General features: G+C 68.6%; 20 protein-coding genes and 1 tRNA gene. 13 read left to right on the top strand and 8 right to left on the bottom strand.

What is annotated here, in order from left to right; genetic code table 11:
• Positions 1-489 precede the first annotated feature (489 nt).
• Positions 490-562 (bottom strand) — tRNA-Lys (locus IEW13_RS07740).
• 362 nt (positions 563-924) lie between these two features.
• On the opposite strand from IEW13_RS07740, the gene IEW13_RS07745 reads away from it, so the two are divergent.
• The gene (locus IEW13_RS07745; RefSeq protein ID WP_229745000.1) at positions 925-1365 is read left to right on the top strand and encodes a DUF6098 family protein; all 441 of its coding nucleotides are present in this window, start codon (positions 925-927) and stop codon (positions 1363-1365) included.
• Between the two features lie 108 nt (positions 1366-1473).
• Here the strand turns inward: IEW13_RS07745 and IEW13_RS07750 are convergent, their stop codons facing one another.
• A complete protein-coding gene (locus IEW13_RS07750; protein WP_188550388.1) occupies positions 1474-2172 on the bottom strand; it encodes a DUF1028 domain-containing protein in 699 nt (232 codons plus the stop codon).
• Positions 2173-2432: 260 nt separating this feature from the next.
• Positions 2433-4880, bottom strand: a complete 2448-nt coding sequence (locus IEW13_RS07755; protein WP_188550389.1) for a tetratricopeptide repeat protein — start codon at positions 4878-4880, stop codon at positions 2433-2435.
• A gap of 648 nt (positions 4881-5528) precedes the next feature.
• Between IEW13_RS07755 and IEW13_RS07760 the strand changes: the two genes are divergently transcribed.
• Positions 5529-7388, top strand: a complete 1860-nt coding sequence (locus IEW13_RS07760; protein ID WP_188550390.1) for a hypothetical protein — start codon at positions 5529-5531, stop codon at positions 7386-7388.
• Between the two features lie 109 nt (positions 7389-7497).
• Positions 7498-8703: an MFS transporter gene (locus tag IEW13_RS07765; RefSeq protein ID WP_188550391.1), complete on the top strand. Its 1206-nt coding sequence runs from the start codon at positions 7498-7500 to the stop codon at positions 8701-8703.
• A 1-nt stretch (position 8704) separates the two neighbouring features.
• On the opposite strand, the gene IEW13_RS07770 is transcribed toward IEW13_RS07765, so the two are convergent.
• Entirely contained in the window at positions 8705-10198 is a 1494-nt protein-coding gene (locus IEW13_RS07770; RefSeq protein WP_188550392.1) for an NCS2 family permease, read from the bottom strand.
• Between the two features lie 262 nt (positions 10199-10460).
• On the opposite strand from IEW13_RS07770, the gene IEW13_RS07775 reads away from it, so the two are divergent.
• Both IEW13_RS07775 and IEW13_RS07780 read left to right on the top strand, forming a co-directional pair.
• Complete coding sequence (locus tag IEW13_RS07775) at positions 10461-11003, top strand: GNAT family N-acetyltransferase (protein ID WP_188550393.1); 543 nt, start codon at positions 10461-10463, stop codon at positions 11001-11003.
• An 88-nt stretch (positions 11004-11091) separates the two neighbouring features.
• A complete protein-coding gene (locus IEW13_RS07780) occupies positions 11092-11331 on the top strand; it encodes a hypothetical protein (RefSeq protein ID WP_188550394.1) in 240 nt (79 codons plus the stop codon).
• Here the strand turns inward: IEW13_RS07780 and IEW13_RS07785 are convergent.
• The 3 genes from IEW13_RS07785 to IEW13_RS07795 form a co-directional block, all read right to left on the bottom strand.
• Entirely contained in the window at positions 11319-12233 is a 915-nt protein-coding gene (locus IEW13_RS07785) for a 2-dehydropantoate 2-reductase (RefSeq protein ID WP_188550395.1), read from the bottom strand. The two genes, IEW13_RS07780 and IEW13_RS07785, sit on opposite strands and share 13 nt — an antisense overlap.
• A gap of 195 nt (positions 12234-12428) precedes the next feature.
• On the bottom strand, positions 12429-12935 hold the full coding sequence (locus tag IEW13_RS07790; protein ID WP_188550396.1) for a hypothetical protein: 507 nt from the start codon (positions 12933-12935) through the stop codon (positions 12429-12431).
• Between the two features lie 207 nt (positions 12936-13142).
• Positions 13143-13919 (bottom strand): TetR/AcrR family transcriptional regulator, encoded by a 777-nt coding sequence (locus tag IEW13_RS07795; RefSeq protein ID WP_188550397.1) that lies wholly within the window; start codon positions 13917-13919, stop codon positions 13143-13145.
• Between the two features lie 100 nt (positions 13920-14019).
• Here IEW13_RS07795 and IEW13_RS07800 point away from each other — a divergent pair, with 100 nt between their 5' ends.
• The 6 genes from IEW13_RS07800 to IEW13_RS07825 all read left to right on the top strand — a co-directional run bounded on the left by IEW13_RS07800 (position 14020) and on the right by IEW13_RS07825 (position 19596).
• Positions 14020-14925: an ATP-binding cassette domain-containing protein gene (locus IEW13_RS07800; RefSeq protein WP_188550398.1), complete on the top strand. Its 906-nt coding sequence runs from the start codon at positions 14020-14022 to the stop codon at positions 14923-14925.
• Positions 14922-15752, top strand: coding sequence for an ABC transporter permease (locus IEW13_RS07805; RefSeq protein WP_188550399.1), 831 nt, complete (start codon positions 14922-14924; stop codon positions 15750-15752). Before IEW13_RS07800 ends, IEW13_RS07805 begins: the two co-directional genes overlap by 4 nt.
• Before the next feature lie 137 nt (positions 15753-15889).
• Complete coding sequence (locus IEW13_RS07810) at positions 15890-16702, top strand: ABC transporter ATP-binding protein (protein ID WP_188550400.1); 813 nt, start codon at positions 15890-15892, stop codon at positions 16700-16702.
• A 156-nt stretch (positions 16703-16858) separates the two neighbouring features.
• The gene (locus tag IEW13_RS07815; RefSeq protein WP_373283560.1) at positions 16859-17518 is read left to right on the top strand and encodes an ArsR/SmtB family transcription factor; all 660 of its coding nucleotides are present in this window, start codon (positions 16859-16861) and stop codon (positions 17516-17518) included.
• Between the two features lie 66 nt (positions 17519-17584).
• Positions 17585-18298 (top strand): SRPBCC family protein, encoded by a 714-nt coding sequence (locus IEW13_RS07820; protein ID WP_188550402.1) that lies wholly within the window; start codon positions 17585-17587, stop codon positions 18296-18298.
• A 308-nt stretch (positions 18299-18606) separates the two neighbouring features.
• Complete coding sequence (locus tag IEW13_RS07825) at positions 18607-19596, top strand: aldo/keto reductase (RefSeq protein ID WP_188550403.1); 990 nt, start codon at positions 18607-18609, stop codon at positions 19594-19596.
• Here the strand turns inward: IEW13_RS07825 and IEW13_RS07830 are convergent.
• On the bottom strand, positions 19584-20498 hold the full coding sequence (locus tag IEW13_RS07830) for a hypothetical protein (protein WP_188550404.1): 915 nt from the start codon (positions 20496-20498) through the stop codon (positions 19584-19586). The genes IEW13_RS07825 and IEW13_RS07830 overlap by 13 nt on opposite strands.
• A gap of 228 nt (positions 20499-20726) precedes the next feature.
• On the opposite strand from IEW13_RS07830, the gene IEW13_RS07835 reads away from it, so the two are divergent.
• Positions 20727-21326 (top strand): hypothetical protein, encoded by a 600-nt coding sequence (locus IEW13_RS07835; protein ID WP_229745001.1) that lies wholly within the window; start codon positions 20727-20729, stop codon positions 21324-21326.
• A gap of 186 nt (positions 21327-21512) precedes the next feature.
• A complete protein-coding gene (locus tag IEW13_RS07840) occupies positions 21513-22679 on the top strand; it encodes a MalY/PatB family protein (RefSeq protein WP_188550405.1) in 1167 nt (388 codons plus the stop codon).
• The last annotated feature ends 5 nt before the right edge of the window (positions 22680-22684 follow it).

Raw genomic sequence — 22684 nt, forward strand, 5'->3', positions numbered from 1 at the left:
GCTTAAGGAGGGAGCAGGATATGGATTCTCTCCTGTACGGCGCAGGTGCGTGTCAAACGCTAACCATAGGCTTGAATTATGAGCGAAGCTGTTCCAGGTCCACTACTCCGGGGGCAGTGCCGTTGGACCTGCTGAAGACCGAACAGGAGAGGATCAGCAAGCGCCTGGCCTTCCTAGAGGAAAAGATCGAAGCTGGGGACACCAAGTACGAACAAACCCAAGCCCACCTAGACGACTGCCTGGCCCTGGCCAGGGACCGCCACGCGAGCTATACCAGCATCGACGACTCCCTGCATCGAATCGCGAACCAGGCCTTCTTCGATAAGCTCTATGCCACCGAGGCCGACACCATAGACGGAGAGCCCGGCGTGCCGTTCAGCATCATGTTTAACCCCGAGGCCCAGTCCACCGCGCTACTCGACCAGGCAGGCAGAGACCTCAGTAGGACCCAAACCGATGACATCGGCGGCTTGAACAACGAACATTGGGTGGGCCCCGTGGGGCTCGAACCCACGACCCGCGGATTAAAAGTCCGCTGCTCTACCAGCTGAGCTAGAGGCCCGGAAGCACCGGCACAGACGCGCGGTTTCCGGCATCTACAGTACCAGGCCATCGGCCTGGCGTTCGGCTAGCCGGAGACTAGCGGTTGCGCATCTGGGCGGCTGCGCACTCGCGAAAGCGGCGACCGCCCCATATGCGCATCTGAGAGAGGAGCAACCCGCCCTCGGAGGGCCTGCGGCCGTCGTCATCGCCAGCCGCCGGGGACACGCGCCGCGGCCCCCACCGGCCTCTCGCCTGACCGCTGTCAGTAGCCTGAGAAGGCCCGTCAGCGGTCGACGAGGCACTCAGGGAATCGTTGGCGAGTTCCCTGAGCCGAAGCGCCGTCAGAGCCGCCGACGTCAACGGCGGCGAAGGAGGCACCAAGTGAACACAGAACGGCTGAAACGGCTCAGTGATCTGGAGCGGCTCGTGGCGAACGACACCGCCGTCTACGTGCGGTACTCGCACGGTTGGGCGCGCGACCAGCAGAGCGGCAGCATCGACACGGAAAGCGGCCTTGAGCTCCCTGGTCTGTCCGTGAACCCGCTCAAACCGGAATCGTGGTGGACACGCCCGTGGCGCGACTGGCTCGCCCGTCAGCTCTGCCAGTACAAGCATCTGCAGGAGAAGGACCCGGATCGGTTCCCCTGGGTGCTTCGCGGTACCTGCGTCGGCCGGGGCCCGGACTGCGAGCCGCTGCTGGTGGACGTCGAGCCCGTGGCGGTTCTCTCCCCGGAACTCATCGCGGAGGCCGCGGAGGTCTACCGGACCAACTTCGCCGCAGGCGTAGGTCCGGCCGACGATGCCGGCTCCGGCGGAGAATAAGATCTGGTGGCACGCTCTCAGGAGGAGAGCGAACACCGGCGGGTGTGACATCGGGCAACGAGTACTAGCGACGACACGAAAAAGCCCAACCGCCCCACCCCGCGTGGCCTACTCCTCGCCGCCTTTCTCTTCGGCCATGAATTCGCGGGTCAGCTCACCGACATAGTCCTCACGGGTGGACATCTTGCGGATCTGGGGGACCAGCTGCTCGTCGAAGTCCTCCACCAGGGAGCGCAGTTCTGCCGCCGGATCGTCCGCGCGGTCCACACGGACATCCCAGAGTGGATACCTTTCGGTGCCGACCACCGTGACCGCTCCGGACAGCGCGCCCTCCTTGTCCGCACCGGTCGATTCTCCCGCTTCGATCGCGTGCAGGAGCCGGTGAGCGAGCTCTTTCTCCGGATGCGCGTAGAACGCGTCCAGGGTGGCTTCCAGGGTCTCGCGCCCCACCAGGCGGTTGCCTTGCGCGATGGCGGTGCCACGCGCGATGTGCCCCGACCAGTCGGGGGTCTTGCTGCCCGTCCACGCGGCCGTCTGGCCGTTGCGGTCGATGAGGCCCAGCTGTCGGTACTCGCGTCCCTCGTCCCGGGAGATCACCTCGTCGAGGACCTCTTCGGCAGGCCGGCCCTCGGCGAGCAGATCGAGGCTGTCGAAGGCCAGGTACGGGTTGATGAGCGCCTGCGAGGCCGAGGCACCGGCTCCCGGGCGGGCATGGGCGACGAGTTTGCCGACCCCCAGCTGGGCGGTGAGCGCCGCCACGCCGAGCTGGCCGGTCTGAGGATCGTAGGCGCAGATCGAAAAGGTCATGTCCTGTTCCTCCCGCATAGACGGTTTCGAGCAGTCTATCGACGCCGGTCGAGGCGGCATCCGGCGGGGGCGCCGAGCGCGTGGACGACCGCGCCTCATCACGCGCCGGCCTTCATGACGTCCGGAAGGCCTCCCGCCGCTCGCAAGGACAAGAGCGTGACCGGCACTTCGGTCGTAGTCGTCTGCGCCTCGTTTCAGGAATGCCTGGCACACCCCGAACTCGCGGAGGGCGACACCGTTAACCGGGGCGGGAACGTTGCTCAGAGGGCGAGTTTCGCGCGGACTGGTTCGGCGTACGTGGACCCTGTGGTGGTGTAACCCTTGAGCGCCTGCTGCCATAGGCGGTGCGCCTGGGACGCATCTCCGGACGCGTGCGCACAGTTGCCGAGTTCCTCGTGGCACTCTGCTACGTAGCTCAGGTCGCCGAGCGACTCGGCCAAGGCGAGTGATCGCTCGAGTACGGCGCGAGCATCATCGATATGTCCGCGGCCCAGGTGGGATCTTCCCAGGGTGCGGAGCAGCTCGGATTCCGCCTGCGTGTTGGCGGCTTCGCGGGCAACGGCAAGGCCGCGTTCCGCCAGCACGGCGCTTTCCTCGAAACGGCCAAGCGCACATATGGCAGCGGAGAGGTTCGAATAGGCGGCGGCGATACCGGGTGCGAATCCTAGGGACTCCATTTCCGAAAGCGCCTGCCGAGCCTCTGCTTCGGCGTCCGCGTCGTTTCCCAGATCGTGGAGCAGCTTGGAGAGGTTGACCCGTCCGCGGGCGGCGCCGTGCTGGTCGTCACAACGATGGCTGAGGGTGATCGAACGTTGCAGGGCTTCGTGGCATTGCTGCAGGTTGCCGGTCCGCAGATGCAGCAAAGCCATGCTGTTCCACAGCTGCCCCTCGCGCCACAGATCGCTCAGGTCGGATGCCGCGGCGATCCCCTTCCGGAGTACGCGACGGGCCTGATCGACTCGTCCTTGAGCGACCAGCGCCGGACCGAGAGCATTGCACATAAGAGGCTCTTCAAGGGGCCATCCGTCACTGGTCTTATCGATGCCGGAGAGCAGAGTCTCGGCTTCGGTCACGCGACCGGTGATCACGAGCATTCCGCCGAGGTCGACACGTGCGCGCAGTTCGCCCTGGCTGTCGCCGCGCGCCCGGGCCGTGCGCAGCGCCTCGCGATGCAGCGCGATGGCGTCGTCGGTGCGACCCGCCCGATGAAAGGCGTCGCCGACCGTCTCCGCGAGGAGGTTCACCGTTGCGGGCCCGTGCTCCGGGACAACGTCGTTGTTCACGGTGAGTGCGATGTGGAGCAGCAGCTCGGCGGAGTCGGCGAAGAACGCCTCGGCGTCGTCTTGGGTGAGCGCGATGTCGTCGACGGCGGTTCGTGGCGCACGAGGAATGCTCCTTCGCGCCTGGTTGCGGATGCGGTGCGCCGCCCATGCGTAGTTGATGACGTGGCATCGTAGGCGTTCGGAGGCGGCGTGTCGTTGTGAGCCGGGATCATGTTCGAGCCCGAGGTCGGCGGCGTATACGCGGACCAGTTCGTGCATCTCCACGTGCCCGGTAGATCGCCGGGTGATCAGGCTGTGCTGTTCGAGGGCGGCAAGAGCGGCGTCGACGTGGGCTGAGCCGGGCAGGAGGTCTTGGGCGATGGCGCCGATTCCGTGTCGATCGAGGAGGCCCACCGGGTGGTCGGCGATGGCGCGTAGCAGGCGCTGTGCGGGCTGCGGCAGAGCCTGGTAGGTGAGGTCGAGGGAGCGGGTGACCGGCTCGTCCAGACGTAGGCTGTCACGGCGGGTGCGCGCAAAAGTGAGGTGCTCGGCGAGCGTCCAGTCCGGTCGCGCGGCGACCCGGGCGGCAGTGAGGCTCACTGCTAGTGGTTGGTGACCGGTGAGGTGCAACAGCGCATCGGCCGAGGCGCGTTCGCGTTCGATCGCCACGCGCCCAGCGACCGCATCCAGTAGCGCGAGGGATTCATAGGGGGCGAACAGTGGCAACTCCACTGCGTGGAATCGTCCGGCGGTGGGCCGGACGCGGCTGGTGACGATGACCGAGGCGCCGGACGGATCGGGCATGATTCCGTGCACCTGTTCCGGCGAGGCAGCGTCGTCGAGGACGAGTATCCGGCGGTTCGCTCGCAGCTTGTCGTGCATCAGTTTCGTCGCCGCTGGGGCGGAGAGGGCTTTGCTCTTCTCGCCCAGCAGCCGTAGCACCGCGCGCACGACGGCCTGGGGCTCAGCGGGCGGACCGACGGGACTGTGCCCGCGGAGATCGGCGAGGATCACCCCGGCCGCCGCGCCAGACGTGATCGCGGCGTGTGCCGCGTGGAGCGCCAGTGATGTCTTGCCTGCGCCCGGCATCGCGTGAATCCAGTGGGCGGCAGGGTGCCGGGAGAGCCGCGTGAGTTCCCGAGCACGTCCGACGAACGGTGCCGTATTCTGCGGGAGCGCGTCGGTGACGTGGACGACGGATGCTACAGCCGCACCTCGTCCGATAGATGCAAGCGCTACGCCCCACGCCTTGACCGTCGCCTCATCGCGGGTGAGCGCACGCACGATCGCCACCACGAGGTCGGTATCGAACCGCTTGCGACCCTCGCGGAAGCAGTAGTACACCGTCGCGCGTGAGATGGGGACGTCGAAACGGTCAACGTGTCGTTGCGAGGCAACCCGGCGGGCGATCTCCGCGTAGGAGGGCTCTCCCGCCTCGGCGCGCAACGTCCTTAAGCGCTCCGGAACGTCATCAAGCTCCAACGGCGGTGTGCTCATGCCGCTCCTTCCGGTCGCTCGATATCTCCCGCATGACATGAGATTCTGCCCGGTTCCACCGCCCACGGACATCCGCGCCGGTGTTTGAAGTTGTTGAAGAAGCATGCGCGCGGGTCACCGAGATCGGCAGAGTGATCACGGTACGTGGTGTGCCCGCCCATGGAGGCAGGTACTGGCCTGCAACCACATCCTGCACCGGCATCAAGGAGACCCATGAGAATACTGACCAACAGGTCGCGAGGATTGACCGCATTCGGGGCGGTTTTCGCGATCGTCGCGTTCACTTTCACAGGAACGATGCAGGCAGCCGCCGCCGGCGGTGCGCCACCGAACGCTGTCCATGAACACGCCGTCTCGGCCGCGGCGAGTGGTGGGCTGCAGGCCGGGGTGACTCCGGGGTCGGACGCGCAGGGATCGGTGCCGGAACCGATGCAGACAGGGCATTCATCCGCGAATGTTCCGCTCCGCGCAGCGGAAGAGCTGGACGCCACTGTCAGACCGGTGCCCGGGGACAGCAAGTCGAGCGGGCGGACCGCCGACGTTTTGGCAGACGAACCGCAGATCGCTATGGAGGTCGCGGAGACTTCCGAGTGGGCCATGAAGCGCGAAGGCCTCACCGTGTTCTCGTGGGGGTTCGCTCCCGGGGCGAACGTCACCGTCACGGTCGGTGGCAGCCTCCTCACGGAGGACGCGGCGAACTCCGGCGGAGAGCTGAACTTCCACTTCACCGCCGAGCTCGGTCCCGGAGAGCACGAGATCGTGTTGAGTTCATCCGAAGGTGGCAGCGCTTCGCATGCCTTCACCGTCATCGCTGACGGTGTGTTCTATGACGAAGAGTACGTCGGCAACTTCGCCCCTTCGATCCAGACCTCGCGATGGGTGGTCAGTGAGTCGGAGCTCGCTGCCGCGCCGATCGTCGTGACCGGAACCGGTTTCCCGAACTCGAGCAACCCGGTCGGCCCCGCAACGGTGGACCTTTTGCTCGACGGCGAGGTCGTCGAAACCGTCCGCACGGACATCGTCGGCGCGGTGTCAGCGGAGATCGCCGGACCCTTGGGCGTCGGTACCCACGAGGTGGCCTTGGTGAGCCCAGTGGGGGAAGCCACGAGGAGCATCGAGGTCATTCCCGGTCAGCAAGGTGCGCCTCCCGCTGCGGGTCCGTACCTTGGCGCATCGGTGCAGACCCACGCGGACGGCGTCGAGCTCGACGAGAAGGACGAACGGCCGTTCCGTTTCGACATCGACGCAGACGGCCGGATCTCCGCCGTGCAGGGAGAATACTGGTGGTTCTGCGCCGGCGGCTCGGGGTTCAAGGAGATCGCCGACACAGGGTTTCCCGCTACTCCGGTCACCGTGGACCGGCCCTTTGAGATCCAGTGGAACGACTACGTGCTGTACGGCACGGTGAACGGCGACGGCACCGCATCGGGTACCTTCTGGGACGGTATGGGCGAGTGCGGTTCGTCGATCCTCACCTGGAGCGCCGAGTTCGACGGCGAACTGCCCGAACCGGTCTACGACCCGGAAGCCACCGCGTCACCGGAGACGCTGACGGTGTCGGAGCTCACGAGCTCGGGCATCACGTTCGCCGGTGCTGGTTTCGCTCCGGGATCCGAGGTGACCCTGACGGTCGCGAGCACCGAGGTGGAGACCCGAGCCGCGGACGCGGAGGGGAACGTGTCGTTCAGGTACACGAGTGACGTACTCCGAGCTGGTTCGCACGAGGCGGTCTTGTCCTCGGTGGACGGTCAGGCATCGGTCTCGTTCACGGTCACGGAGGACGCGCCGAACCCGGGCCCGGACACCATCCCCGGTGCCCCGCCGTCGGCGGACGACCTGGATCCGGCGTTGGAAGGTGGAATCGCCGCGCCTGCGGAAGCACGTGCGGGGGAGCCGATCACGGTGACCGTCACCGGTGTGGATCCGGGCACGCAGCTAGGTCTCTGGCTGTTCCGCGACCCAGCGTATCTGGGATCCCGCACCGCGGACGAGAACGGCCGGGTCGTCGTGACGATCCCCACGGGAACCGAGCTGGGTGAGCACATGCTCGGCGCATGGGCCGCACCGGACACGCAGATCGGGTGGACCGGCATCACGATCGTCGGTGACGACAACGGTGACGACAACGGTGACGACAACGGTGACGACAACGGTGCGGGCGGCGGTGACGACAACGGTGCGGGCGGCGCTGACGGTGGCGACAATGGCGATGGTGTCGACAACGGCGGCGCCGCCGGTAGCGGTGGATCCGGGACCGACGCCGGTGGTGGCGATTCCGGCGACGGGCGGAGCGCGCACGGGGCCGAGCATGGCGACCGTGGCGGTGACCTTGCCGCAACCGGTCCGGGCGGCGTCGTGTCCCTGGCCACCATCGCGACCGTCCTCATCGTCGCCGGCACGGTTCTGCTGCTTTGGCGCCGCCGTCCGGCAGGAAACCGAGGGATGACGGAACTCTGACCCGGCGATTCCGTGTCCCGGGGTGAGTGACCGCCTTTCCTGGCGGTCATTCGCCCCGGGGCGCCGGCGCGCCGCGCGCGGTGTCCGTGCCGGGCGATACGATCATCCGGTGCCACGTGCTACTCGCCCACCGCTCCCGTTCGAGGTCTGGGCCCTCGTCGCCGGAAGCCTGGCCGTCGCCCTGGGCTACGGCGTCGTCGCGCCGGTGATCCCGCAGTACGCTCAGGCCTTCGGCGTCTCGAACTTCGCCGCCTCCGGCATCGTCAGCGCCTTTGCCCTGATGCGCGTCGCGGGCGCGCCCATCGCCGGCAGGGTGATCAACCGGTTCGGCGAACGGCGCGGCTACGCCACGGGCATCCTCATCGTGGCCATCTCCACCGGCGCCTGCGCGCTCGTGACGAACTACCCCCAGCTGCTGATCCTCCGCGGTGCCGGCGGCGTGGGCTCGGCGATGTTCAGCATCGCCGCCACCGCGCTCATCATCAAGCTCAGCCCCGAGAACGCCCGCGGACGCGTCGCCAGCCTGAACGCCGCCGGGTTCCTCCTGGGTATGCTGCTGGGGCCGGTCCTCGGCGGCATCGTGGCGGGATTCGGGCTGCGCGCCCCGTTCGTCTTCTACTTCTTCACCCTCATCGTGGCCGCCTCCGTCGTCTGGCTCGCGCTGCGGCGGTCATCACTGGCGGGCCGGGACACCCGCGGCGCCGGGGAATCGCCGCTGTCCCTGAACGAAGCGCTCCGCCTACCGTCCTACCGGGCACTGCTGACGTCGATGTTCACCTTCGGCTGGTCCTCGTTCGGCGTCCGGGTCTCGGTGCTGCCGCTGTTCATCGCCCTGACCTTCCCGGGTGACCCGAGCTGGCCCGCATGGGCGCTGGCCGCCTACGCCGCGGGCAACGCCGCGCTCATCTTCCCCGCTGGGCGCTGGGTGGACCAGGCCGGCCGCAAACCCTTGCTGGTCGTCGGCGTCGGCGCCGCCGCCCTGGGCTACTTCCTGGTGCCCCTTGCCGGATCCTTCACCTGGCTGCTCATCGTCATGGTCTTCCTCGGCGCCGGGACCGCCCTGGTGAACCCGGGGCAGCAGGCCGTACTGGCCGATATCGTCGGGCCCCGCCGCGGCGGGAACGTCGTGGCCAGCTACTCCATGGCGGGCGACATCGGCGGCGTCCTGGGGCCGCTCACCGCCGGCGCCATCGCCGATGCCGCCGGATTCGGCTGGGCCTTCGGGGTCACCGGCGGCCTGCTCGCCCTGGCCTGCCTGGCCTGGCTGGCCGCACCCGAGTCCCGGCCCCGCACCGCCCGTGAGAGAACGGAGTGACTCAGCCCAGGCCGAGCACGCTCTGGATCGGACCGGAGACGAAGTACAGGACGAACAGCACAGCCGTGACGTACATCAGCGGATGCACCTCGCGGAACTTGCCCCGCAGCACCTTGATCACCACATAGGTGATGAAGCCGGCGCCGATGCCGTTGGTGATGGAGTAGGAGAACGGCATCATCACCACGGTCATGAACGCGGGGATGGCGATCTCCACGTCCTTCCAGTCGATCCGCACGATCTGCTGCATCATCAGGAAGCCCACCAGCACCAGCGTCGCCGAGGCCGCCTCGGTCGGGATCACCGCCGCCAGCGGTGCCAGCACGATCGTGGCCAGGAACAGCACGCCGGTGACGACGTTCGCCAGACCCGTACGGGCGCCGTCGCCCACGCCGACGGTGGATTCGATGAAGCCCGAGTTCACCGAGGTGGAGGCGACGCCGCCGCCCATCGTGCCGATCGCATCGGCGACCATGATCCGCCGGGAGTAGGGGATCTCGCCGTCGGCGTCCTTGATGTTGCCGGCATTGGAGACACCGACCATCGTGCCCAGCAGATCGAAGAAGTTCGCCAGCAGCAGCGTGAAGACCACCAGCGTGGCCGCCACGACGCCGATGTTCTGCCAGGAGCCGAGCAGGTTGAACTGGCCCAGCAGGGACAGATCCGGCAGGCTGAACCAGTCCTGGTTCAGCGTCGGCGCCTCCAGGCCCCAGCCGTACGGGTTCTCCTCCCCATCCGGACCGATCCGCGGACCCACCCGGAACACCGACTCGATCGTGATGGCCAGGACGGTCGCGCCGATGATCGAGTACAGGATCGCGCCGCGCACCTTGGCGGCCCACATGACGAACAACGCGAAGAGGGCCACCAGGAAGATGAGCAGCGGCCAGCCGAAGATGAAGCCGCCGACACCCAGTTCCAGGCCCGTGCCGCCGCCGTTCTGGATGAACCCGGCGTTGATCATGCCGATGAGGGCGATGAACAGGCCGATCCCGACGCTGATGGCGATCTTCAGCGGCGAGGGCACGGCGTTGAAGATCGCCTGCCGGAAGCCGGTCAGCACCAGGATCAACAGGATGAAGCCCTCCAGGACCACCAGGCCCATCGCATCGGCCCAGGTCATGCCCGGCAGCACAACGATGCCGTAGGTGATGAAGGCCGAAAGGCCCAGCGAGGAGGACACCGCCATCGGGAACTTGCCCACGACGCCCATCAGGATCGTCAGCACGCCGGAGATGAGCGAGGTGGCTGCTGCGACGGCGGCGAGGTTCGGCGCGGCGCCGCCGCCCAGGTAGTGGCCGGTGGAGTCGGCGGAGGCGCCGATGATGAGGGGGTTGAGCACGACGATGTAGGACATCGCCAGGAACGTGGCCAAGCCGCCGCGCAGTTCGCGCCCGAACGTCGAACCGCGTTCGGTGATGTGGAAGTACCGGTCGATGGCCCCTCGCGGGGCCGTCGTCTGAGAGCTCACAAGAACCGCCTTCTCGTCGTGCATGGAACCTGGCGCCGGATCATGCACGAACGCGTGCATGGGTCCGTTGCGCGGATCGTGCGGGAATCGTGCATGGGATCCATGCCGTGCATGGGACAGCGCAGGAGGGGATCCGACTGAGCGATTCTAAAGGCGGGCGGCCAGACAGCCGAACCGGGGGTCCAGGAGGCCTCGCACGTCGCGTCTCGATGGCACGCCAAGAGGCGGGCCGTCCGCAGTCTGGGACCGGTTTGACCCGGGACCGCGCGACGGCATGTCATGAAGCATGACTCGCATCGTGCCGCTTGAAGATGACACCCTTGACGCTGCCGCCGTCGTCCAGCTGACCGCCCTGCTGGCAGAACTCGTCCGTGACGACGCTGCGCTGGGGTGGGTCGACCCTCCCGGAGTCGAGGAGATCGAGAAACTGCTCAAGCAGCTCCTGGCCCGCGAGCCCGGCGATGCCCACGCCGTCGTCGCCTTCGTCGAGGAGGAGGTGGCCGGGTTCGGCTACTGGACCCGGTATCCCCGGCCCACGCACCGTCCTCATGCTGACCTGGAGAAGCTCGCCGTAGGCACCAGGTTCGGCGGCCGGGGCCTGGGCCGGGCGCTGCTGCGCGAGCTGATCGCCGGGGCCCGCACGGCGGGCGTCGAGCAGCTGACCCTCGATTTCCGCGGAGACAACGCCCGGGCGGAGAAGCTCTATCTCAGCGAGGGCTTCCGCGAGTACGGCCGGCTACGGGAGTTCGTCGCACCGGCAGACGGCCGGCGCCTGGACAAGGTGCTGCACGTGCTCGACCTGCGCGAGGCCGGGGCACCCCACGCCTGAGGGCAGGTGGGCTCTAGCTGCCGGCGAACGCGCCAGGCTCGCGATGAGCAAGGAGGGGGTGTATTCCCGGCCGGGTTAGACTCCGCGCATGGGCAGGCCCGAAGGATTCTCCTACCAGGAGCGCAAGGACGGCAGTGTGGTGATCACCCATCACGGCCGTGTGGCCACCGTCCTGCGCGGGCGCCGAGCCGCTGATTTTCTCGCCGATGTCACAGACCTGCCTGCCACGGCTGCGGATGCGCAGGAACGCATGGCCCGTCTGACCGGAAACTACCGCCGTGGGAACGAGCGCACGTCGCGGCAGCACCCCCGCAATCAGCGCGTATGAAGTTCCTCTGGCCTGATCGCGGCCAGGAGAGCCAGGACCATCCGGTTGACCGGCACCTCGATGCCGTGCCGCTCCGCTGCGCGGATGACGGCGCCGGTAAGGGCGTCGTACTCCAGCGGCCGCCCGGCCAGGAGGTCCTGGAGCATCGACGTCGGCGCGCCCGCCGGCACGTTCTCCAGCCAGGTCAGTGCCGCGTGAGCGTCATCGGGGCCCAGCTGAGCGCCTTCAGCGCGCGCCACCTGGGCGGCCTCCAGCATGAGTTGCAACGCGATCCCGCCGACCCCCGGATCGCGGACCACGTCCACACGGCGCCCGGTGAGAGCGGTCAGCGGATTGAGGGTGATATTGGTCAGCAGCTTGGCCCACGCGACGGTGCGAAGATCTGTTTCCAGCTCCACGCGCAGCCCGCCGGCGGCGAGTTCCGGGGCCAGGTCCCGTGCGGCGTCCTCGTCCGGTAGCGCCAGGTCCCTGGTGCCGGCGTGCCGCACCAGGGCGCGACCAGGAGCCGAACGCTCCACATTCAGGTACACGATGGCCGGGACGATCTGCGCCGGCCCCGCATACGGAGCCACCCGCTCGCGGTGCTCCACGCCGTTCTGCGCCACGAGAAGCCGCACTTCCGGCCGGGCGAGAGCCCGAAGCCATGTCGCGGCAGCCTCGGTGTGATGCGCTTTGACGGCGAGCACGGCGGTGTCCGCCTCCGCTAGGTCGCCAGGGGTTTCCGCGTGCCTGACCGGCCATTGCTCGACGGCGCCGGCCTCGGTGACCTCGATCCGCTCGAACCGCGTGCCCCCGCAGACGATCACCTCGCGGCCGCCACGAGCGAACGCCGCAGCCAGCGCCAAGCCGATCGCACCGGCACCGATGACCGCCAGTGGCCGGCCTGATGCAGTGGTCCCCATGCGTGTGTCTCCTCGTCGTGCCGTCCGGGATGGTGCGGGCGTCGATGCCGTGGCGCGCCCATGCCCAGCAAGGATATCGGCCCGGACGCACCGGACCGCCGTTGCCGCACGCATAGCAGGCACCCTGGACGGTGAGGATACCGAGTCAGGTGGGGACGGGCCGGCGCGCCGGCGTCGGCCCGTCACGACACGATCTCACCGGGGAAGGTCTCGGAGAGTGACCTCGAAGCTCTCAGGATCCGGAAGCTGGCGCGCCAGCTGAGCGTGCACCGATTCGGCCCGGGGGTCGCGATCCTCCCGGAGGACGAGGTTCAGCCGGACGGGGAAGTTGCGACTCGTTTCGCGATACAGAACCCCGCGGACGCCCACGTCCCCGGCGACGTCCTCAGCCGCCAGGAGCACCTCGATCACGTCGGTCCACTCCTCAGCGCTGAGCTGCATCAGGTGCTCATTGGGAGAGTCGTATATGAAGTACATGCGGTGGTGCTGAAGCACGGCGTCCTCGGTGAGCTTCAAGGTGGGGAGGAAGCCATGCTCCTCTTCCAGCGCGGCCAGGTGCTCGCCCAGCGCCTGGGGCTCGGCTCCCTCCACGACCTCGGCGTGGAAGCTGGTGAGGTGCCCGGATGAGCAGCCCTTCAGTCGTTCCCCGAGGTCGCAGCTGGACACCGAGTAGTGCTCTTCAACCAGCAGCTCCGGATCCATATCCGAGATGAAACGATGGGCCTGCCTCTCCCCGGATGAGCAGGCCGTCAGGACAAGCAGCACGGCGCAGGCCACCCCCGCCGTAAGCACTCTCCGCATCCTGCGCACAGCACCAGCCTGCCACGCGGGGATGACGGGGAAGTGAAATCGCCGGTGGTGGGCGAGGCCACGGCACGTGCTCGCTCGGGTGGGACCGCCCGGTCCGCCTCAGGTGGTCCGCGCCGACCGCTGTTCCAGCACCTCCAGTCCGGAGATGATCAGATCCAGGCCGAAGTCGTATTCGGCGTCCACTGAATCCGGCTCCGCCCGGCCTTGCGAGCCCCCCCGGTCTTCGGACGCGACGTAGTAACCGGCCTCCATGAGCGGTTTCAGATGGGGAAAGCGCTGCGCCGTGATCACCTCACCGAGCATGTCGATCCCCTCGGCGCCGATGGCGACCTCGCCCTCTTCCCGCAGGTTCTGCTCCAGCTCCACGGATGAGGCGACATGCTGGGAGACGACCAGGATGACCCCGATCTTCTCGTCGTCGCGCAGATCCAGGCTCTGCAGCGCGGCCAGACCTAGCTCCGCGGCGCGCACAGAGTTGGGCATCAGGACTGCGATCTGCCCGCGGGGCAGTTCCAGCACCCACGGGTGCGCACGGTAGGCGGCCCGGACCGTGGCGGCCCAGGCGCGCAGCGCCTCCTGCCAGGTTCCCGGCAGTTTCAGCTTCTCCGGCCCGGCAAGCGCGGCGTCCTGCATCAGCCGCAGCAGCTCGTCCTTGCTGGAGACGTACCGGTAGAGCGACATGGTGGTGAAACCCAGCGACCTGGCTACCGCCTGCATGGTGACCGCCGCGAGGCCTTCCACGTCGGCGATCTTTATGGCAGCCTCCACGATCCGCTCATGGCTCAGCCCGCGGCTGGGTCCACGCTGCGGCACCTCATGCATGCCCCATGCGATGGCGACCGCTCGTGGCAGTCCGGTGTCTGTGGTCTCTGCCATGTTCTGCATTCTCTCATCGCCTGCACCACGCATGCCGGCACGCGACCGCGCCGCACCAACGGATGTGTACGTGATAAACAGTATGTGCCATACTCTGTTTATGCCATACACAGACGAGTGGCTCATCGAGATCGCAGGACTCTCCAAGAGCTACGGCCAACGCCACGTCCTGCAAGACCTGAACCTCGCCCTGGCGCCTGGTATCCATGCGTTACTGGGTCCCAATGGAGCGGGTAAGACAACTCTCGTCAACATCCTCTCCACGCTGATCCGATACGACGCCGGCCGGGCCAGGGTGCTCGGACTTGACCCGCAGCGGGACCGGGCGCAATTGCAGAAGCTGATCTCGCTCACCGGCCAGTACGCCGCCGTCGACGGTGCGCTCACCGGGGCGGAGAACATGCTCATGATGGGGCGGCTCTTCGGGCTCTCTCGTCGCGAGGCCAGACGACGGGCCGATGAGCTGCTGGAACGCTTTGAGCTGAGCGCGGCGGCCGGCAGGCGCGTCGCCACCTATTCCGGCGGTATGCGCCGCAAGCTGGACATCGCCGCCAGCCTGATCGCCGGTCCGCGGCTCATTTTCCTGGACGAGCCGACCACGGGTCTGGACACCAGGAGCCGGCAGGCGCTCTGGGACGAGATCAACGCGCTGGCCGCCACCGGCACCTCGATCTTCCTGACCACGCAGTACCTCGAAGAAGCCGATGTGCTCGCCGAGCAGATCATGGTCCTCCACGGCGGATCGATCATCGCCGCCGGCACCGCCCCGGAACTGAAGCAGCGCGTGGGCGGTTCGACGATCCAGCTCCATGACGAGGCCGGTCATCTTCTCCAGGAAGTTCCCACGCGTGGCTCTGCGGCCGACGTCGCCCGGGATCTGACTGCCCTCGCCCGGACCCGTCCGGAAGCCACCGTGACCGTGCGCCGTCCCACCCTTGACGAAGTGTTCCTGCAGCTCACCGGTGCGCCCGCCGGGCAGAACCAGAAAGACGAGACCCCAGCATGAGCGTCGCCACCACCGTTTCGAGAACTTCCTCACCGCGTCCGACCCCGAGCCAGGGCGCCGGATTCCTGACCGGCCTGAAAGTCTTCACCGCGCGCAGCCTCAAGCATTCCTTCCGCGACGCGGAGTCGCTGCTGATGGCCGTCATGCTGCCGCTGATGCTCATGCTGATCTTCACCTTCATCTTCGGCGAGTCCATCGCCGCGGGCCAGGGGGGCGACCGCGGCGACTACCTGGCCTATGTGCTGCCGGCCATCGCGCTCACAGCGGCCGGGTTCGGCGCCTCCTACACCGCCGTCGTGGTCTCCAACGACATGACCACCGGATTCATGAACAGGCTGCGCACCATGCCGTTCCCCTCCGTCACCGTGCTGCTAGGGCACACGGCATCGTCGATGGTGCGCAATCTGCTGGCCACCGCGGTCGTGGTCGCCGTGGCCTTCGCGCTCGGATTCCGGACCGAGGCCTCGGTGATGCAGTTCTCCGGCGCCGTCGGCCTCATCGCTCTCTGGATCCTCGTGATCACCGTGGTCTTCGCGGTCCTCGGCATGGTGGCGGGTTCCGCGGAGGCTGCCAGCGGCTACGGCTTCATCCTGCTGTTCCTGCCCTATGTCTCCTCCGGATTCGCTCCGGTGGAGACGATGCCGGGCTGGCTGCGGGGCTTCGCGGGGTATCAGCCGATGACCCCCGTCATCGACGCCTCCCGGGCGCTGCTGAACGGTCAGGCACCGGGCAGCGAGTGGTGGATCGGCGTCCTGTGGTGTGCCGGTTTCATCGCCGCGGCCGTCTGGCTCGCCGCGGCGATCTTCCCCAGGAAGGTCGCCCGCTGACTGTAAATCAGCCGGCTGCGCGCGGCGGTACGACCCCGGGAGGGGCATCGGTGCCTGCGTCGCTAGCATGGAGGACAGCGTGCGGACCGCTTGGATCGGCGCCGCGCGGAATCCGCCTGATCGTCGAAGAGGTCGCCATGGACGCTGCTGTCGCGCTCGAGTTGAAGGACGTGACGTTCCGCCGGGGAGACAAGGAGATCCTGCACGGCATCTCCTTCACTGTGAAGCGCGGCGAGCACTGGGTGATGCTCGGCCCGAACGGCGCGGGCAAGAGCACTGTCCTCGGGTTCTGCGGTGCGCTGGTCCACCCGACCTCCGGCACCGCCGATGTCCTGGGCGAGCGCCTCGGCCGGGTGGAGTTGCAAGCGCTCCGCCGGCGGATCGGCCACGTGAACCCCCGACACCCTCTACGGTCACCGCTGACTGTCACTCAGGTGGTCCTGACCGGCCTGACCGGCACTATCGAGACGCCGATGCGGTGGTCACCGTCGGCTGACGAGTTGCAGCAGGCGCACGGCGTGATCGAGACGCTCGGTCTTGGCGGCAAAGCCGCGGAGCGCTGGCCCACGCTCTCCCAGGGCGAGCGGGGCCGGACGCTGATCGCGCAGGCGCTGGTGGCCGACCCCGATCTTCTCCTCCTGGACGAGCCCTCTACGGGCCTGGACGTCGCGGCCCGCGAGCAGCTGCTGGAGACTATCGACCTCCTCAGCGAGACCCACCCGGAGCTGACCTCGGTCCTGGTGACACACCACCTCGAAGAGCTCCCGGCGAGCACCGGGCACGCCCTGCTGCTCTCCGCCGGCCGCGTGGTGGCGGCCGGAGAGGTCGGGGACGTGCTCACCAGTCAGCATGTCTCGGCAGCCTTCGGTCATCCCATCGAGGTGGAGCACCGGGACGGCAGATGGAGTGCCCGCGCCGCCCGCCGCCGCCGGGTTTCCGTCTCAGCCTGACGCCGCACGGCCATCCGCGGCCCGGTCGCTCTGCGTTCTCCGACGGCTCCCAGCCGCGGCTCGATCATCGATCTACTGAGTGTGATCACGGTCGGGCTCGCCGCTATTGACAAAATAATTTTTCAATAGGACTGTAGAAGCATGCAGGATGTCGGAATGATCAGCAATGCTGAGGCGGCCGAAGCCTCCCTGCACCCCATGCGCCGGCAGCTCTTGGCTGAACTGTCCGAACCGCGTTCGGCCACCGGGCTGGCGGCCAGGCTCGGGATGCCGCGACAGAAGGTGAACTACCACCTGCGCATCCTGGAACAGCACGGCCTGGTCGAGTTGGTCGAGGAACGCCGGCGCGGGAACTTCACCGAACGGGTCGTGCAGGCCTCGGCTGCCTCCTATGTGATCTCCCCGGGAACCCTCGGGGAGATGCAGCCCGATCCGGCCTACGCTCCGGACCGGCTCTCCGCACGCTGGCTGCTCGCGCTCGCCTCCCGCCTGGTGCGCGACGTGGGCACTCTGCTCGCGGGAGCCCGGAAGGCACGTAGGGCCGTGGCGACGTTCGCGATGGACGGGGAGATCCGCTTCATCTCCGCGGCGGACCGGGCCGCGTTCGCCGAGGAGCTCTCCGAGGCGATCACCGGCCTCGTGGCCAAGTACCACCGCGACCGGCAGCCCGGTGACGGTGAGGGCAAGCTGCACCGGCTCGTCGTCGCCGTCCACCCGGCAGTCCCGGCGGATGCCCAGCCGCCGGGCGGCCGCGGCTCCCGCCCCGGATCCCGCCACGGCCCTGGCCCGGCCGGTCGTGATCGTCCCGATCAGTGAAACCCGGCCGTTCGCGGCCACACTCACCCGCATTGGCGGCCCGCCGCCCACCACGAGGAGATTCAGATGTCCAAGGAATTCAAGATTCACAAGGAAGTCGTCCTGGAAGGGACCCCGGAACAGGTGTGGCACGCCGTCGCCACCCCGGAGGGGCAGGCCGCGTGGTCTCCCGACCCGTACGGCTCGCTGGAGGGGATGCACGTCGAGCGCCAGGAGCCGCGTCGTTTCGCCGTGCGCACCCCGGAGGCGGAGAACGGCGCCGTCCACGTCTTCGAGTACCTCGTCGAGGCCCGTGACAGCAGCACCACAGTGCTGACCTTCGTGCACAGCGGGTACCTGGGCCATGACTGGGACGCGGAGTTCGACTACGGCGAGCTCACGGGGCACGGCTGGGACATGTACCTGCACACCCTGTCCCAGTACATCAAGCACTTCGCTGGACGGCCGGCTGCGTTCGTCGTGGCCGAGGGGCCCGCCGTCTCAGCGACACCCGAGGCCTGGAAGACCCTGGAGAACGCACTCGGCGTCGAGGGGCCGGTCGAGGTCGGCCAGCATCTGCGGCTGACACCCGAAGGCCTCCCGGTGCTCGACGGGGTGGTCGACTACGCCCAGCCCGGGGCCGACTTCATCGGGCTGCGGACCGATGACGGCCTCTACCGCTTCCACGAACGCTCCGTGATGGGGCTGCCCATCGCGGTGGGGCACTACATCTATCGTGACATCGACCGCGAAGGCACCGAGAAGGCCTGGAAGGAGTGGCTGGACGGCCTGTTCGCCTGACCGCCGCCCGCGCGTCCTGGACGAGCCAGCAGGAAGGCTGGTGCTGGCGCCGCGTTCAGCGGAGGTCAGGCGCCGCAGACGCGCGCGCCGGGCGCGGGAGCCAACCTCCCGGGATCGCGCTGCCCGGGGCACTCCGCCCCTTCGCCTGCCGGTGCGAACCGTTCCTCGGGCGGCTCCGGCGAGCACTAGGATCGCCGGCTGCCGGCGGACGCCAAGCTCCCCGCGCGGTAGCATCGCGGTGAGCACCATGCCTGCCGGCCGACGCCGGCGCCGCGCCGGCACAGCCGTGAGATGACGAGGAGACGCCGATGGAGCAACGCACCCTGGGTCGTACCGGCAGGGAGGTCTCGGTGATCGGGCTGGGCACCTGGCAGCTAGGGGCCGACTGGGGCGCGGTGGACGAATCCGATGCGCTCGCGGTCCTCGACGCCGCGGCGGAGGCCGGCGTGACGTTCTTCGACACCGCCGACGTGTACGGGGACGGGCGCAGTGAGAGCCTGATCGGGCGCTGGCTCCAGTCGAATCCCGGCTGGCAGGGCACCGTGGCCACGAAGATGATCCGCCGCGCGGCCCAGCCCTCACTGGCGCACGCCACCCCGGAGAACTTCCGCGCCTGGATCGACCGGTCCAGGCGGAACCTCGGCACGGACACGCTCGACCTGGTCCAGCTGCACTGCCCCGATGACGATGTCTTCGCGTCCGACCGGGTCTTCGACGACCTGGACCGCCTCGTCGAGGAGGGGGCCATCGCAGCCTACGGCGTGAGCGTCGAGACCTGCGCGCAGGCGCTCAGCGCCATCGCCCGGCCCCATGTGGCCACGGTGCAGATCATCCTCAACGCCTTCCGGCAGAAGCCGCTGGACGAGGTGCTCCCCGCCGCGGCTCAGGCGGGGGTGGGGGTCATCGCGCGCGTCCCCCTGGCAAGCGGCCTGCTCAGCGGCCGGTACACCGCGCAGACCACGTTCGCGGAGAACGATCACCGTAGCTTCAACCGCCGCGGCGAGGCCTTCGACGTGGGGGAGACCTTCTCCGGCGTGGACTTCGCCACGGGAGTCGAGGCCGCCGCGCGGTTCGCCGAACTCGCCCGCGCGCACGGACTGGAGCCGGCGACGGCGGCATTGGCCTGGGTCGCGCAGCTGGCCGGCGTCAGCACCGTGATCCCGGGAGCGCGGAACTCAGCGCAGGCTCGGGGCAACGCGGGCGCCGCGGACGTCCCCTCACTGCCGGGCGAGTTCCTTGGCGCGGTCAGCCGGCTCTACGACGAGCAGATCCGCCCGCAGGTGCATCACCGCTGGTGATTGCCCGGCGGCAGAGCCTCCTCCGCGAGTTCTCCGGGGATCACATCGTCGTCCGTGGTGTTCCCCGGCCCGGCATCGGCCCTCTTCCGGCGGCGCAGCAGCGTCATGAGATGCTTCAGCCCGCCGACGAGGTCCCGGTCCTGCTGCGCTGAGGTGGAGTCCGCCGGATCTGGCTCCAGATAGTCCGGCAGCACGGCCGGTGCCGGTCCGAACGCCTGCCGGGAGTGCTTCACCACTGAGTTCGCCAGCGAACGGTTCGCCGCTCCGCCGATCACCGCCCCGATCCCGAACGGCATGATCTTGCCCACGACGGAGGCGCCCTGCTTGCTGGTGAACCGCCTGAGCATGGTCCGCTTGAGCTGCTTCACCAGCTTGTTCAGCACGGCGTTCGGGATCTGCGTGGCGACCATCGCGCCCCAGTGAGAGGAGACGTCGCCGCCCGGCGGGGTCTCCTGCTGCGTGCTGTACTGCCGGATCAGGCTGGTGCCGGCCTTGCCGAGCATCACCCCCATGACGAGCACGTTGGCGCGCTGCGGATCGTTCACCTGGATGCCGTGCACCTCGGCGAGCGCCTGCGCGAACAGGGCAGAGCCCTCCAGGAACCCCGCGGTCTCCGCGGTGGCCAGGACGAGCGCCGCGCCGGTGCCCACGCCGGGGACCACGGCCGTGGCGCCGACGGCCGCGCCGCCGCCGGTGGCGATCCACCGGTACTGCGACTCCAGGATCTGCACGAGTTCCTGCGGGCTGGCATCGGGGTGCCGCCGCCGGACCTGCCGCACATAGGCCAGGACGACCGGCCGCTGCACGGAGAGCAGCTTCAGCAGCGTTGACTGCGCCACCGGGTTGAGCGAGCCGTCCTTGCGCACGGCCAGACGGGAGACGGAGCTGAGATCCTTCGGCATGACGACTCTCCTCGAGGTCGCGGGCGTACGGTCCTCCCAGGGTACGGGTCGTCTCTGAGCGTCACCAGAGGACGCCGTGCCTCACGAGAAGCCCGGCTGATGTAAGGGTTCCCTCCGTCCGCTGCGCGGGCGTCGGCCCGGTGCCCTCCGCTGCCGCGTTGGTGCCCGTCCGGTCCCGTCACCAGCAGGAGTCGCCTCGCCAGGGCTGGAGGCCTAAGATGGGCGCCGATGAATGAGGCACCCAGATTCCGACGGCCGCTCGCTCTCGCCACACTGGAGGGTCTTCGCACCGACCTCGACACCGCCACCCGGGTGGAGGCCGCCCACGCCACCGCCGCGATGCTCGTCTCGCGCGGCCAGCGGGAAGCGGATGAGGAGTCCGTCCGCAGGTTCGTGCACCTGGCCGAGGAGATCGGCCTGGAAGTCATCGCGGACATGTGGGCCACGGCTCCCGCGGTCTCGCTGCCGGGTGCGCTGTGGCGGCTGTACGTCATCCGCGAGTGGATCCACTCCGCTCCCTCCCAGGTGGCCGCGGAGTTCCAGGCCGGGCAGGGCAGACTCGACGTCGACCAGGTCATCAGCGGGGTGGAGAATCCGCCCGGTCCCGACTCCGTCCGCACGGCCGCCGATGAGATCCTCGCCGGGGTCTTCACCGGAGACCTCGGCATGACGCTCCTGCGCGCCGCCGCGTTCGTCCGGATCGTGGCGCTCGGCCGCGCGGCGTTGCACCGCCGCGGGGAGGCGCAGCGCGGTCCCGAGGGCCTCCAGGCCATGGCAACGGATCTGCAGCACTGCGCGTTGGCCTGGCGCTCCGGCGATCTCGACTGAAGCTATGGGGTCCCTCGGTCGACCCGATTCCTGGTAGACGACCCCAGCTGCAACCGGGGCGACCGGCCGCAACCGGGGCCGCCGGCCGGGCGGACGTGGGCCGCCTGTCACCACTGCAGTCACCGGTGCCGCAGATCCGGGGCGTCGTGAGCAACACACTAGGGTGGAGGGGACGAGGAGGTACCCATGGCCTACCAGTTCCCCGAGCTGACCATCCCGGAACTGCGCCGCGCCGGCGGCGCCAAGTGGAGCACGTATCCCGACCTGATCGGCACGTTCGTCGCCGAATCCGATTTCGGGACCGCCCCGGCCGTCACCGACGAACTGCGTTTCCGCGTCGGCCACGCCAGTTACGGATACGTCACCGAGGCGGAACTCGGAAGAGTCCGTGAGGCCCTTGCCGGCTGGCTCGCGGACCGGCACGGCTGGCAGCTGGACCCGGCACGCATCGGCGTCCTGCCCGAGGTGATCGCCGCGCTCCAGCTGGCCATCGAGCACTTCACCGCGCCGGGTTCGCCCGTGATCCTCCCGACGCCCGGCTACATGCCGTTCCTGCAGCTTCCCGGTGACCTGGGCCGGGAACTGATTCAGGTACCGGCGATCGAAGAGGAGGGCCGGGCGATCCTCGATCTGGAGGCCATCGACCGCGCCTTCGCCGGCGGCGCCAGCCTGCTGATCCTGGTGAACCCGAACAACCCCACCGGCACCGTCTACACCCGCCAGGAGCTGCTCGCACTGGCGGAGGTGGTGGACCGGCACGGCGGACGGGTCTGGGCCGATGAGATCCACGCGCCGCTTGTCTATCCCGGCGCCGAGCATGTGCCCTACGCGGCGCTGAATGAGACCACCAGGGCGCACACCATCACCGCGACCTCCGCCTCCAAGGGCTGGAACATCCCGGGCCTGAAATGCGCGCAGGTGATCTTCACCAACGACGACGATCTGGTGCGCTGGCGCCGGATCGGCCGCTGGCCGCAGCACGCCGCGGGTTCCCTGGGGGTCTGGGCGACGACGGCGGCCTTCCGGGAGGGGCGCGACTGGCTCGATGACCTCGTCACCCACCTGGACGTCAACCGGCAGCGGCTCCGGCTGCTGGTCGCCGAGCACCTGCCGCAGGCCAGGCTCGCGGTGCCCCAGGCCACGTATCTGGGCTGGCTGGACCTGCGCGAGTACGGCATCGAGGGCAATCTCGGCCGGTACTTCCGCCAGCACGCCGGCGTCGCAGCCACCGACGGCACCCTGTGCGGCCGGGACTATCGCGGCTGGCTGCGGGTGAACTTCGCCACCCCCGGCCCGATCCTTGAGGAGACGTTCCGCCGGCTCGGCGCCGCCGTGAACGCCGCCGCCGGCTGAGGACC

The sequence above is a fragment of the Sediminivirga luteola genome (assembly GCF_014639315.1).
GTDB classification, from domain to species: Bacteria; Actinomycetota; Actinomycetes; order Actinomycetales; family Brevibacteriaceae; genus Sediminivirga; species Sediminivirga luteola.